The organism is Caulobacter sp. BP25 (assembly GCF_002737755.1).
Classification (GTDB): domain Bacteria; phylum Pseudomonadota; class Alphaproteobacteria; order Caulobacterales; family Caulobacteraceae; genus Caulobacter.
Genome location: NZ_PEGH01000004.1, coordinates 325,418 through 338,815, shown reverse-complemented (window position 1 = coordinate 338,815; position 13,398 = coordinate 325,418). Strand labels below are relative to the sequence as shown.

Annotated in this window: 11 protein-coding genes and 1 pseudogene; 4 read left to right on the top strand and 8 right to left on the bottom strand. The window is 66.7% G+C overall.

Annotated elements, in window-relative coordinates; genetic code table 11:
• The first annotated feature begins 8 nt into the window (after positions 1–8).
• The 3 genes from CSW59_RS02835 to CSW59_RS02825 all read left to right on the top strand — a co-directional run bounded on the left by CSW59_RS02835 (position 9) and on the right by CSW59_RS02825 (position 2,024).
• Entirely contained in the window at positions 9–1,232 is a 1,224-nt protein-coding gene (locus CSW59_RS02835) for an acyl-CoA dehydrogenase family protein (protein WP_099442601.1), read from the top strand.
• Positions 1,233–1,449: 217 nt separating this feature from the next.
• On the top strand, positions 1,450–1,743 hold the full coding sequence (locus CSW59_RS02830) for an antitoxin of toxin-antitoxin stability system (protein WP_099442600.1): 294 nt from the start codon (positions 1,450–1,452) through the stop codon (positions 1,741–1,743).
• The gene (locus CSW59_RS02825; RefSeq protein ID WP_099442599.1) at positions 1,740–2,024 is read left to right on the top strand and encodes a type II toxin-antitoxin system RelE/ParE family toxin; all 285 of its coding nucleotides are present in this window, start codon (positions 1,740–1,742) and stop codon (positions 2,022–2,024) included. Before CSW59_RS02830 ends, CSW59_RS02825 begins: the two co-directional genes overlap by 4 nt.
• Positions 2,025–2,093: 69 nt before the next feature.
• On the opposite strand, the pseudogene CSW59_RS02820 reads toward CSW59_RS02825, so the two are convergent.
• From CSW59_RS02820 to CSW59_RS02790, 7 genes and pseudogenes are all read right to left on the bottom strand, one after another.
• A pseudogene (locus CSW59_RS02820) lies at positions 2,094–3,637 on the bottom strand (amidase).
• A 184-nt stretch (positions 3,638–3,821) separates the two neighbouring features.
• Positions 3,822–4,610, bottom strand: a complete 789-nt coding sequence (locus CSW59_RS02815; RefSeq protein WP_099442597.1) for a thioesterase family protein — start codon at positions 4,608–4,610, stop codon at positions 3,822–3,824.
• A gap of 49 nt (positions 4,611–4,659) precedes the next feature.
• Positions 4,660–6,693: a S9 family peptidase gene (locus CSW59_RS02810; protein WP_099442596.1), complete on the bottom strand. Its 2,034-nt coding sequence runs from the start codon at positions 6,691–6,693 to the stop codon at positions 4,660–4,662.
• Between the two features lie 83 nt (positions 6,694–6,776).
• The gene (locus CSW59_RS02805) at positions 6,777–6,974 is read right to left on the bottom strand and encodes a hypothetical protein (protein ID WP_099442595.1); all 198 of its coding nucleotides are present in this window, start codon (positions 6,972–6,974) and stop codon (positions 6,777–6,779) included.
• A 233-nt stretch (positions 6,975–7,207) separates the two neighbouring features.
• Complete coding sequence (locus tag CSW59_RS02800) at positions 7,208–9,427, bottom strand: S9 family peptidase (protein WP_099442594.1); 2,220 nt, start codon at positions 9,425–9,427, stop codon at positions 7,208–7,210.
• Positions 9,428–9,492: 65 nt separating this feature from the next.
• On the bottom strand, positions 9,493–10,392 hold the full coding sequence (locus tag CSW59_RS02795) for a polysaccharide deacetylase family protein (RefSeq protein ID WP_099442682.1): 900 nt from the start codon (positions 10,390–10,392) through the stop codon (positions 9,493–9,495).
• 137 nt (positions 10,393–10,529) lie between these two features.
• Positions 10,530–11,771, bottom strand: coding sequence for an SGNH/GDSL hydrolase family protein (locus CSW59_RS02790; protein WP_099442593.1), 1,242 nt, complete (start codon positions 11,769–11,771; stop codon positions 10,530–10,532).
• A 289-nt stretch (positions 11,772–12,060) separates the two neighbouring features.
• Here CSW59_RS02790 and CSW59_RS02785 point away from each other — a divergent pair, with 289 nt between their 5' ends.
• Positions 12,061–12,393, top strand: a complete 333-nt coding sequence (locus CSW59_RS02785; protein ID WP_099442592.1) for an EF-hand domain-containing protein — start codon at positions 12,061–12,063, stop codon at positions 12,391–12,393.
• Between the two features lie 113 nt (positions 12,394–12,506).
• Here the strand turns inward: CSW59_RS02785 and lepB are convergent, their stop codons facing one another.
• Positions 12,507–13,277, bottom strand: coding sequence for a signal peptidase I (gene lepB / locus CSW59_RS02780; RefSeq protein ID WP_099442591.1), 771 nt, complete (start codon positions 13,275–13,277; stop codon positions 12,507–12,509).
• Positions 13,278–13,398: the final 121 nt, after the last annotated feature.

Here is a 13,398-nt window from a genome sequence, read left to right as displayed (position 1 = left end):
GATCAAAGATGGACTTCAACGACTCTCCCGAAGAAGCGGCTTATCGCGAGAAGGCCCGCGCCTGGCTGGCCGAGCACGCCGCCGCCCATCGCGCCAAGTGGGGCGAGGTCAAGCCGAACACGCCCGAGCACATGGCCGCCGCCAAGGACTGGCAGGCGACCAAGGCCTCGGCGGGCTATGCTTGCATCACCTGGCCCGCGGCCATCGGCGGCGGCGGCGGCACGCCGATCCAGTCGGTGATCTTCGGCCAGGAAGAGACCAAGGCCGGCCTGGGCTACGGCTACTTCACGATCGGCCTGGGCATGTGCGTGCCGACCGTCATGGCCTTCGCCGACAACGACACCAAGAAGCGCTTCGTCTCGCCCGCCGTGAAGGGCGATGAGATCTGGTGCCAGCTGTTCTCTGAACCCGCCGGCGGCTCGGATGTCGCCGCGCTGCGCACCCGCGCGGTCAAGGACGGCGACGAGTGGGTGATCAACGGCCAGAAGGTCTGGACCACTGGCGCTCACTATTGCGACTACGGCATCCTGCTGACCCGAACAGACCCCGACGTGCCCAAGCACAAGGGCCTGACCATGTTCTGGATCGACATGCGCGACGCCGCCGTCGAGTGCCGGCCGATCCACCAGATGTCGGGCGGGCGCGAGTTCAACGAGGTCTATTTCACCGACCTGCGAGTCAAGGACAGCCAGCGCCTGGGCGAGGTCGGCGACGGCTGGAAGGTGGCCCTGGTCACCCTCATGAACGAGCGGCTGGCGGTCGGCGGCTCGGCCGGTCCGAACTATCGCGAGATCATGAAGCTGGCCCGCGAACTGTCGGGCGTCGCCGGCCCGGCCCTGAAGGACCAGGGTTTCCGCGACAAGCTGGCCGACTGGTACGTCCAGTCCGAGGGCCTGAAGTTCACCCGCTTCCGCACCATGACCGCCCTGTCGCGGGGCCAGACGCCGGGACCGGAAAGCTCTATCGGCAAGATCATCTCGGCCAACCAGCTGCAGGAGCTGGCCAACACCGCCGTCGAGATGGAGGATCAGTACGGCATCCTCGTTGATCCGGGCCAAGCCCCGGCCGAGGCCGCATTCCAGCAGAGCCTGATGTGGGCGCCTGGCCTGCGCATCGCCGGCGGCACCGACGAGATCCTCAAGAACATCATCGCCGAACGGGTCTTGGGCCTGCCCGGCGATGTCCGCCTCGACAAGGACGTGGCGTTCAAGGACATGCCGACGGGACGTTGAGGGTGACGCTGGACCTCCTGGGCGGAGCGCTCGAGAGGTCGGTTGCCGGAGGGGCGCTGGAGTCTCGAACCGACCAGCGGTCCGTCTGTTTTCGGCTCCGGACGCGGAATGCCAAGGTGATCACGGAAGAAGGAACGGGCATAGCCGCATCCGACCCTAGCCTACGACGTATGAAAGACGTATATACGTTTTCAGTATCTGACCCGGAGCGCGACTGATGGCTAAGGACGCGGTCTTCACCATGAAGCTCGAACCGCAGTTGCGGGACGCCTTCATCGCCGAGGCGCAGGCCGTCGATCGACCGGCCTCGCAGATTGTGCGTGACCTGATGCGCGACTACGTCCAGCGCCAACGCGATCAGCGCGATCATGAGGCCTTTGTCCGCGCCAAGGTCGAGGCGGGGCGTCGCGACCGCGTTGCGGGCCTGGACCAACCAAACGACGATGTCGAAGCTGAATTCGCCGCGCGCCGCCGCGCGCTTGAGGGAAAGGCGGATGAGGTGCGGGGGTGAACGTCCGTTGGACAGCCTCAGCACGATTGGATCGTCTCGACATCATGGATTACATCGCCGCCGAGAGTCCGCGAGCGGCCGTGCGCATGGACCAACTGTTTTCCGATGCGGCGTCGTCCCTCGCCGAGTTCGCGATGAGGGGGCGACCTGGACTGGTTGCGGGGACGCGAGAACTCTTCCCTCACGAAGCCTATCGCTTAGTCTATGAAATAGACCACGACACAGTGTGGATTCTTGCCCTGCTCCACGCCTCACGGCAGTGGCCGCCGCTTCGCGAATAGGTCGCCATCAGGCCTTTCATCGGACTGTCATGCATTCGGTGAGAGGGCGCATCGCGCCCAAGCTTTCCCCTATGGCGCCACTGTCTTCAGGAAGGTCGGCGGCTTGCGGTGGTGGGTCGCCTGCTCGTAGGCGTAGCCGAGGTTCAGCAGCAGCTTCTCGCTCCAGGCCGGGCCGATGAAGGACAGGCCCACCGGCAGACCCGTGACATAGCCCATCGGCACGGTCAGGTGCGGATAGCCGGCCACGGCGGGCAGGGTGGTGGACGAGCCGCCATAGTTGTCGCCGTTCAGCGGGTCGATGGTCCAGGCCGGACCCGTGGTCGGGGCGACGATGGCGACCGCGCCGGTGTCCTTCAGGATCTTGTCGATGCCTTCCGGCCCAGCCAGCCGCTTGGAGTCCGCCAGGGCCTTCAGGTAGTCGGGATCTGTCAGGCCCTTGGTCTTCTCCGCGCGCTCGAAGCTCTCCTGGCCGAACCACTCGAACTCCTTCGGGGTCGCCTTGTTGAAGGCGATCAGGTCGGCCAGCGTGCGAGTCGGGACCTTCTTCGGATCGGTCGAGGCCAGATAGGCGGCCATGTCGGCCTTCAGCTCGGTGTAGAGGACCACGCCCTCGGCCTTGCCGATTGGGCCTTCGTCGAAGTCCTTGACGTCGACCAGGGTGGCGCCCTGGGCTTGGAGCTCTTTCAGGGCGCGCTCGAACACCGCGTCGGTCTTGGGCGAATAGCCGGTGCAGAAGCGCGCCACGGCCAGCGTCACGCCCTTTAGCGCGTCCTTGGAGAGACCCTTGGCGTAGTCGGTCTTGCGGGCGTCGGCGTCCTTGGTGGCCGGGTCGGCGGGATCGGCCCCGGCGATGATGGTCAGCACCTTGGCCGCGTCCTCGACCGTGGTGGTCATCGGGCCGGCGGTGTCCTGGCTGTGGCTGATCGGTACGATGTGGGTGCGCGAGACGAGGCCGACGGTGGGCTTGAGGCCGACGAGGCCGTTGATCGCCGCTGGGCAGGTGATCGAGCCATCCGTCTCGGTGCCGATGGCCAGGGGCGCCAGGCCCGCCGCCACCGCCGCGCCCGAGCCGCTGGACGAGCCGCAGGCGCTGCGGTCCAGGACGTAGGGGTTGCGCACCGTGCCGCCGACCGCGCTCCAGCCGCTGATCGACTTGTTGGAGCGGATGTTGGCCCATTCCGACAGGTTCGCCTTGCCCAGCATGACGAGGCCCGCGTCCCGCAGGCGCTTGGCGATCGGGGCGTCGCGGCCGGTGATATTGTCCTTCAGCGCCAGCGAGCCGGCGGTGGTCGGCAGGGGATCGGCGCTTTCGATGTTGTCCTTCAAGAGGATCGGGACGCCGTGCAGAGCCGAGCGGACCCTGCCCGCCTTGCGCTCGGCGTCCAGCGCCTTGGCCTCGGCCAGGGCGTTAGGGTTCGTGGCGATCACCGCACGCAGCGTCGGGTTCTTGTCCTGGATCGCCGCCAGCGCCGCCTTGGTCGCGTCCTCCGCCGATTGGGCGTGAGCGCTCGTCGCGAGCAGGGCCAGGGCGGCCGCGCCGGCCAGGCAGGCGATCTTGGTCATGGACGTTTCCCCTCGCGCGACCGCGACTCTGACGGCCGAGGCGTGAGCATGGGGGCAAAATTCCGCGTTCGCCAAGGGGCGCGGACTTTTCCACGTCCGATTTTCCCGGCGAATGCCGGGACCCAGATCGAACCCGCCGAAGTATCGGTGAATGCTTGGTCGATTGGCGAGAAACCTCAAGCCGCTCCGGATGTATCTGGGCCCCGGCATTCGCCGGGGAAGTCGGAGTCTAGTCTACACGAACACCGCAACGTTCTGCCGCGCCAGGAGCAACGGCCGGCCCTTGGAGTCCCAGACCTGCATCTCCTGGGTCGAGTAGCCATGGCCGATCGTTTCGGCCTTGCTGCGCAGCAGACGCCAGCCGTCGTCGTTGGGATCGGGCAGGCCCACCACGTCCAGCGACCAGGTCATGGTCGAGATCGGCCCGAACTGACGGAACAGAGTCATGGCCGGCGGCGGCGGGGCGTCGCCCAGCGCGATCAGGGCCGACAGCGAGGTCGCGCCTGGATCGCGGTGGCGGATCCACAGCAGATACTCCGGCGGCTCGCCCGTGCCAGGCCGACCGCCGCCCGCGACGCGGAAGTCGAATTGCCGGACGAAGCTGGGCGCCATGCTGGTGTCGCCCTTGTGGAACGGCTCGCACTGATCGGGCGGGGCGACGGCCGGGCAGGGGACGTCCTCGTGTGACAGGTGCGACTCGCGCGCCGCGCCGAAGGTCAGGGTGGCGTGGGTGGCGACGCCTTGCTCGCCCACCAGATCCACGGCGGCGAACAGGGTCGACTTGCCCTGGCGCAGCGTCCGCACCGAGATCGACAGTTCGCCCGCCGCCGGGCCGACGAAGGCGAATTGGCCCGAGCGCAGCGGCGGGGCTTCCGGAAAGGCTCGCTGGGCGGCCTCCACGCAAAGGGCGGCCGAGAGCCCGCCATAGGTCGTGCGGCCCTGTTTCCAGTCATCGGTGACGTGGGCGGAAAAGCCGGCGTCGGTGGCGACGACGCCGGCCAGCAGTTCGGAGTAGCTTGTCATGGGCGGAGGGTCGTTTTCTTTCGCTACGGAAGTCAACGCCCCCAGCGCCTTACTTCATCGCCAGGGCGTCCTTGAGCCCCGGCGTGAACTCCGCCCCCGCCTTTACCTGGGCGGTGGACGGCTTGAGCGCCTCGCCGATCGGCTCCGAACGCCCGCCAAGGCAGCCTTTGAGGAACTGCTCGGTCACCGCGTTGAAGGCGATATTGTTCTCTGGGCGGGCGAAGCCGTGGCCCTCGTCCGGGAACAGGACATAGGTGACCGGAATGTTCTTGGCCTGCATGGCGGCCACGATCTGGTCGGACTCGGCCTGGTTCACGCGCGGGTCGTTGGCGCCCTGACCAATCAACAGGGGCTTGGTGATCGCGCCGGCGCGATAGACCGGCGAGCGGTCCTTGAGCATGGCCACGCCAGCCGGTGTCGTCGGATCGCCCATGCGCTTGTAGAACTGCTGCTTACCGGCCTCCCAATAGGGCGGAATGGTCTTCAGCAGGGTCTCCAGGTTCGAGGGGCCGACGATATCGACGCCGCAGGCGAAGGCCTCTGGCGTGTACGTCAGGCCCACCAGGGTGGCGTAGCCGCCGTAGGAGCCGCCCATGATCGCCGTCTGCTTGGGGGCGGCGACGCCATTGGCTTCTGCCCATTTCACAGCGTCGATCAGGTCGTCATGCATCTTGCCGGCCCATTCCAGATTGCCGGCGTTGATGAAGGTCTTTCCAAAGCCCGTGGACGCCCGGTAGTTCACCGACAGCACCGCATAGCCCCGGTTGGCGAGCCACTGGTGGTAGCTGTTGTAGCCATAGAAGTCCCGCGCCCAAGGGCCACCGTGCACGAACAGCACCATCGGCGCGGGCTTGTCGGCCTTGCCGTCGCCATTGGCGTCCGCCCCTGGCGGCAGGGTCAGGTACGAGACGAGGGTCAAGCCGTCGCGCGCCTTGATCTCGACGGGCTGCATCGGCTGGAGCGGCTGGCCTTCCAGTTCGGGGCGCGTGACGAACAGCTTGGTCAGTGAGCGTGTCTTGCGGTCGTACAGATAGTTCGCTGAAGGCGCGCTGACTGGGTCGACCACGACCGTCCACAGATCATCGGCGTCGGTGCGCGAGGTGACGTTGATCTCGCCCTTCAACTGTTGCTGCAGAAAATCGAGATCGGCCTTCACGGTGGGATCGACGGCGGTCCAGGTGTTGCGCAGGTAGTTGACCGCATAGGCCTGGATGGCGCCGGTCTTGGGATCGGCCAGGATCTGGCCGATATCGGCCTTGGCGTCCTGGGCCACGATCTTGGTCTGGCCGCCCGCCACGTCCTGAGCGACCAGGGCCGCAGTGTCGCGACCGCGCGAGTCCAGCCAATACAGCGTCTTCCCGTCGGTGGTGAAGCCCAGAGCCGCCGTCGTCAGGGAGTCGTCCAGGCCGTAGCTCACGATCGGCGTCGGCTCGACCTTGTCGCCGACCATGCGGAAATAGTCGGCGCCGCCGTCGACACGCGCCTTCTGCGCCAGGCGAAGGGTCAGGGTCTCGTCAGCGACGAAGCCAGCATAGCCCTCATTTTTGAACACCAGCTTCAGCTCGCCGGTTTTGAGATCCAGGCTGTAGACGTCGTGCCAGCGGGGATCGCGGTTGTTCAGGCCCACCAGGATGCGGTCTTTGAAATTCCGGCTTATGCCCAGGATCTGGGCTCGGGTCTTTTCGAAGGGCGTAAGGGCTCGCTGAACGCCGCTGACCACATCGACGCCGTAGAGCAGGAAGTTCTCGTCGCCGCCCTTGTCGTTGATGAAGAGAATGGACGCGGAGTCCGGCGACCAGAAGAAACTCCGGATCGGCCGGGTCTTTTCTTGAGTCAGCGGCTTGGCCTGGCTGGGATCGGATCGCGGCGCGACCCAGATGTTCATCACGCCGTCACGGGGCGCGCCCCAGGCTAGCCACTTGCCGTCCGGGCTGATCAGGCCACGACCCCGGCTGGGATTGCCAAACAGCTTGGCGCGTTCGATCAGCGGCGTCGACGCGACCGCCTGAGCAGCCGTCTGGGCCTGGGTGACTGAGGGCAGGATCGCTAGCGCCGCGACGGCGGCGAAGAACATTGTGCGCATGAGGGGCTCCCAGGATGGAGCTCAACTCTGGGCGCCCGCGCAACATCGCGCAAGTTACGAACGCTTTAGTCTGGCGCGCTGGCTCAGTGGATCGTGGGCGAGGGCTCGATCCAGGCCCCTAGGGCGCGGGCGTCGGCCTCTTCCTCGATCGCCATTTCCTCAAGGAGCACGGCGGCCATCAGCCACTCCTGCAGGTCGTCCTCGGTCGCGGTGCCGTTCTCGAGGGCTTCCCTGACGGTTTCGATCAGCCATTCGACGGCGTCAGCGTGGGTCTTGCGCATGGTCTTGCCTCACAACCTGAGGACAAGAGTAGTGGTTAAGACAGCCAAAGACCCTGCGACACAGGGTCGTTTGGGCGCCGCATCTCGCCGCAGGGGCCCGCGCGGGAGCGCGTTAGGTTTAAGTGTGAGCGGTTAAACCGCTCGAACGCGCTCCATTCTAAGAAATAGGCCCTGTCTGGTTTAGGCGGAGCCAGCTCAACCAGACAGGGCCTGAACCGCGCGGGAAAGAGGGCCTACTGGCCGCCCTTCAGCTTGCGCTCGAAGAAGTCCAGGTGCGTTTTCAGCACGCTGAGTCCCTTGGACTTGCCGCTGCCGGCGCTGTGGCGCTCGCCCGGATACAGCGCCATCTCGAACGGGATCGCCTTCTTCTGCAGGGCCGCGATGACGCGGGTGCTGTTTTCCAGGATCACGTTGTCGTCGGCCATGCCGTGTAGCAGCAGTAGGCTGCCGGGCTTGAGCTTGTCGAGGCGCGTGTTGATGTCGGCATAGGCGTAGCCGGCCTTGTTCTCGTCCGGCTTGCCCATGTAGCGCTCGGTATAGGCGGTGTCGTACAGGCTCCACTCGGTCGGCGGGGCGCCGGCCGCGCCGGCCTTGAACGGGGTGTTCTCGGCGGTCAGCAGCATCAGGGTCATGAAGCCGCCGTACGACCAGCCCATCACGCCCAGCTTGCCGGGATCGACATAAGGCAGGCCGGCCAGGAACTTGGCGCCCTGCAACTGGTCCTCGACCTCGACCGTGCCCATGCGGCGGTCCAGCGCCCGCATGAACTTGGCCGAGCGATTGCCGCTGCCGCGGTTGTCCAGCTTGAAGATCACGTAGCCGGCTTCGAGATAGGTGCGCTCGGACGGGTTATGCCAGTTCTTCATCACGCGCTGGGCGTGCGGGCCGCCATAGACCGAGACGATAGCCGGATATTTCTTGGTCGGGTCGAAGTTGGTCGGCTTGAGAATCTCATAGTGAAGGGTCTCGCCGTCGGCGGCCTTCAGGCTGCCGAACTCCGGAACCGGCAGGGTCGAGGCGTAGGGCCAGTAGGGGTGCCCCTCGACCAGCTTGTTTTCCTCGATCCAGCGCACGCGCTTGCCGTCGGGCGAATAGAGCGCCGTTTGCGGGGGGGTCTTGGGATCGCCGTAGGACCCGGCGAAGGCGCCGTTGCTGGCGACCTTGGCTGACCACCAGCCGCCGGCCGAGGTCAGGGCCTTGGGCTTTCCGGGTTTGGCGTAGCTCACCTCGTACAGTCGGCGCTCGATCGGCGTCTCCATCGAGGCGGTGAAGATCGCCACCTTGCGGGCTTCGTCGACGCCTTCCAGCGCCGAGACGGGCCAGTCGCCCTGGGTGACCTGGGCGACCAGCTTGCCGTCGGCGGCGTAGCGGTAGAGGTGGCGGTTGCCGTCCTGCTCGGACGACCACAGGAACGAACCGTCTTTCAGGGGATGGAAGTCGTCGGCCACCTCGATGTAGTGGGGGTCGGTCTGGGTCAGGATCGTGCGGCCCTTGCCCGTCGCCGCGTCGAAGGCGATCAGGTCCAGGGTCTTCTGGTCGCGCGACAAGCGCTGGACGTAGACGATCTTGCCGTCGGCCGACCAGTCGACGCGGGCCAGGTAGATGTCCTTGTTCGCGCCGAGATCCAGCGCGTTTACCTTGCCAGAGGCCAGATCGCGGACGAACAGCTCGACCACGGCGTTGGGGCGGCCGGCGCGGGGGTAGCGCTGATTGACGATCGTCGCGCCGCTGGGGCCGATGTCGGCGCGCGGCACGATGTCGACGCCGCTCTCGTCAACGCGGGTGTAGACGATCCGGGCTTCGTCCGGGCTCCACCAATAGCCGGTGAAGCGGTCGAGCTCTTCCTGGGCGATGAACTCGGCGGTCCCGAACGACAGGGCGTCCTTGCCCTCGGTCGTCAGGGCCGTCTCGGCTCCGCCGGTCGCCGGCTTGATAAAGAGGTTCTGGTCGCGGACGTAGGAGACGTAGCCGCCCTTGGGCGAGACCTTGGCGTCGACCTCGTCGCCCGGCGTTTCGGTCAGGCGCGTAACCTTCCCGTCAGCGACGCTGTCTAGATAGAGGTCGCCGTCCAGCGGGACGAGGATGAAGCGGCCTTGCTTGTCCCAGCTGTACTCGATGATGCCGCGGGTGGCGGCGACGCGGGCGCGTTCGCGGCGGGCCTTTTCGGCTTCGGACAGTTCCTTGGTTCCGGAGGACAGGGCCGCCGAGTCGATCAGGCGATAGGGCTCCCCGCCCTTCACGTCGGCCGCCCACAGGTCCTGCACGTTGGCCGCCTCGGGCTTGGCCTTCAGGTAGGTGACCCGCTTGCCGTCCGGCGACAACGCCACGCCCTTGGCCGTCGGACCCGAAAGGCTGGGGTCGGCGAAGATGCGTTCAGGGGTGAGTTTTTCCGCCATGGCTGGGGAGGAGAGGGCGAGTACAGCGGCGAGCGCGGTGAGCGAGGGTCTGATCATGGCGCGCGACGCTATTCGCGAGCGTGGCGGTTGTCAGCAGCGAAGTTGATGCAGGCGGTGAAACTCTAGCGGCACATCGCGTCCAGCGCCTTCAGGTCCACCGGATCGGGCGGAACCGGCAGGCCCTTGGCCTTCAAGGCATTGTCCAGCGTGGTCGGTCGGGGCGGCAGGCTGGGATCAATATCCGTCTTGTAGAACGGATGCTTCTGCGCCTGTTCCAGAGTGGTGAAGCCAAAGCCCTTGTCCTGGTAAAGCTTGAACAGACGCGGCGCCATACGCGCGTCAAAGGCGCCCGCGTGCATCAGCAGAACATACGGGATGTCCTCACCGTAGAGCGTCTTGGCCATGGCGCGGGCGCGATCGGCCGCAGCGGCCGCGCCTTCCAGGAAGCGTTTCTCCAGCTCGGCGACAGCGGTCTCGTCGCCCTTGGCCATGCAGCGGGCATAGGGCTCGCCAAAGGCCCAGTCGTTGAAGCCCATGGTCACGCTGGCGATCTTGTAGTGGTTGGCGGCTAGCCACTGGCGCACGGCCAGGCGTTTCTCGGGCGTGTCGCCTTCGGACAGGAAGGGATAGCGCAGCCAGCGCCAGTCCTCGTCGCCCATAAGGTCCTTCAGCATCGGCTCGTTGCGAGCGATCTCGGCCGTGAATTGCTCGGGCGTCAGGGCGGCCAGATTCGGATGCGACCAGGTGTGGTTGCCCAAGGGCTGACCGGCTTCGCGCCACATCTTCAGCACGGGCGCGGAGGCGGGCTCGCGCTCGGTCTGGACGCCGTTGATGAAGCCGAAGGCGGGAGCCTTGGCGTCGGCCGAGGCCTTCAGGAGGTCCGCCGCGATCTGCACGCGCGTCACGCCCGGCGGCAGGGCGCTGTGGGCGGGCAGATCGTCCCAGGTGACGGCGATGACGGGTTTGGGCTCCGCGTGCGCGGCCGTGGCGGCGCTCAGGATCATACCGAGTAGGCCAATCATTTTCCCGATCTCCCCGGCGAATGCCGGGGTCCAGATCGAGCCAGGAGTGCGAACGAACTTGGTTTTGATTTTGGGCGCGAACACGTCTGACTTCCCGGATGAAACTGGGCCCCGGCATTCGCCGGGGAGACCGGACTCTATTTGCTTTCGAACAGGCTCAGCGGAATGGCGTCCGCCATCGCCTTGTAGCCCGCCATGTTCGGATGCAGACCGTCATTGTCGTAGGCGGCCAGCAGGTGGGTCGGCCGGGCCGGATCGCGCAGGGCCTTGTCCCAGTCGATGACGCCGTCGAAGTTTCCGGGCGCGCGGATGAAGGCGTTGATGGCCTGGCGATCGGCCTCGCTCTCGGGGCCGGGATGGTAATAGGCCGAGCCGCCATAGGGCAGGATGGTCGCGCCGATCACCTTGATGCCCCGCGCGCGGGCCCGGTCGGTCATCTGGCGGTAGGCGGCGATCACCTGCTCGACCAGCGCCTTGTGCGCTTCCGGCGTCGCGGGCGCGTCGCGGGTCAGCGTGCCCAGATCATTGACGCCTTCCAGCAGCACCAGATGGGTGACGCCCGGCTGGCTGAGCACGTCTCGCTCTAACCGCGCCAGGGCGTTGGGGCCCAGGCCGTCCAGCAGCACGCGGTTGCCGCCGATGCCCAGGTTCAGGACCGCGAGGTTCTTGCCCTTCAGCCGTTCGATCAGGGCGTCGGTCCAGCGCAGGTTGGTGTTGGGCTGGACGCCATAGCCGTCGGTAATGCTGTCGCCGAAGGCCACGATCGCGCCGGCCGTCTTCGCGGTCGGAGCCACCTCGACGCCCGCGATCTGGAACCAGCGATCGGCCGTCTTGGCGCCGGGGAGGTCGGCGGCGGCGACGTGGTCCCCGGCGAGAACGTACGATGTGGCGCGCGAGCCTGGATGACCGGTTTGAACGTCGGGCGCTTCGACATAGCGCAGGCTGATCGCCAGGCTCGTCAGGGGCGCGACCTTCAAGGCGACGGGATCGGACCAGTAGTCGGCGCCGGCCGGGATGGTGACTTCGCTGCGGCCAGAGAAGGTGAGGGGGCGATCGGTCTCGGGCTTGATCTTGGCGCTGTCGAGCGCGGCGGACACCGCCACATGCGCCGCCTTGATCGTCAGGGGACGCGTTCCGAAGGCGTTTGAGAGGCGCACCCGCAGCCTGTCCCCGCCCAGGCTGAGACGCACGATCTGGCGCAGGGTGGCGTGGGAATAGTCTTCCGGGGCGAGGCTGTTCTTGGTGTCCGGCGCTAGCTGGGCGCTGGCCCAGGCGCCAACCCAGCGGTCCCGCGCCTCCGCCGCGTGAGCGCTCAGGGGCAGGGCCATGGCGAAGGACAGGGCCAGGGCGGCCAGCGATCGACGCGTACACAACATCATCAGCGCTTCTCTCCCGCTCCGCCTCTGCGGCGGTAGCGGTAACGCTGGTAGGGTCTCTTTCAACCGGCGTAAAGCCGTGAAGCCGCCGGACGCGCGACCGGACGTCGCAGCGGATAAGAATCGCTTGCATCTACACCGATGTTAGCGCTATCAAGATCCCGTGAGGCGCCGAGCGCCTCTGCCCTTCCTGGGCGTTTCCTCCCTATGAACTTTCAGCCCGGTCTTTTGGCCGGGCTTTTCTTTTGCGCCGAGCGGCGGGAAGATGGGGTTCGAAACGTCGGAGACGCCAATGCCTGTCGGCAGGTCGCCCAAGAAGACCGAGACCCTCGAAATCCGCCTGCCGCCCGAGACCAAGGCCGCGTTCATGGCGCGTTGCCAGGGCGCGCGGCGCACGGCCAGCGAGGCGCTGCGTGATTTCATCGAGAGGGACCTTCGGGCGTCCACGACGCCGCGCCGGCGAAGCGCGCTCTGGCGTGTGCTGGCGGCGGCGCTGGCGGGGCTTGCGGTGGGCGCGGTGGCCGCGCCATCGCTCGCGCGCCCCTCCGGCTCGGATGCAGCGTTCCAGCGGCTGGACGCCAATCACGACGGCGCCCTTAGTCTCGATGAGTTCAAGGCGCGCTGAGGCGACTAGAGCGTGATAGCCGAAAGTGTGAGCGGTTTCGGCGGCAATCACGCTCTAAATGTTTGAAATAGAGCCTTTCCCCTTCGAATGCTTTCATTCGCAGGAGAAAGGCTCTAGCGGATCGGCTTGACGAAGCGATCCCACTGAAGGTTCAGCCAGGTCCACGGCTTGTAGAGCGCCGCGCCCGGTTCCCACGACGCCAGCACCAGCTCGGCCTTGCCTACAATGTTGTCGGCGGGCAGCAGGCCGACGCCCAGCTCGCGCGGCCAGCGGCTGTCGAGCGAGTTGTCGCGATTATCGCCCATCATGAAATAGCGGCCTTCGGGTACGACATAGACGTCGGTGTCGTCACCCGGCTGCCCGGCCCCTCCATCATAGGTGACATAGGATCGACCGTCCGGCTGGCGCTCGCGCACCTCAAGGACTTGGCGGTAGGGATCGTCATGGTCCTGCACGACCGTCATCGGCGCCTGGGGCAGGGGCTTGTCGTTGACGAACACCTGGCCGCCCCGGACCTGGATGCGATCGCCAGGCAGGCCGATGACGCGCTTGATCCAGGTCTGGCCAGGATCACGCGGCAGGCGGAAGACCACCACATCGCCGCGCTTGGGCGCGCCACCCATGAGGCGGCCGGCGGGCAGCGGCGGATTGAACGGCAGGGACGCCCGGCTCCAGCCGTAGGCGAACTTCGAGACGATGATGTAGTCGCCGATGACCAGCCCAGGCTCCATCGAGGAGGACGGGATCGTGAAGGGCTGGAACACCACGATCCGGAGCAGCACGGCGATCGCCAGGCCCGCCAGCGTGATGCGGGCGATCTCCAGGATCTCGGACTTGGCGCCGGGCGAGGCCGTGGCGGCGGGGGAGGTGAGGGTGTCGGTCATGCGCCGAGTAGGGGCGAGCGGCCGTCTCCCCGCCAGCGCCATCGTGTCGGGACGCGGCTAAAATCGTGTCCGGACAAAAGAGAAGGCCGGGCGACGCGCGCCCGGCCCAAGTCATAGAGGG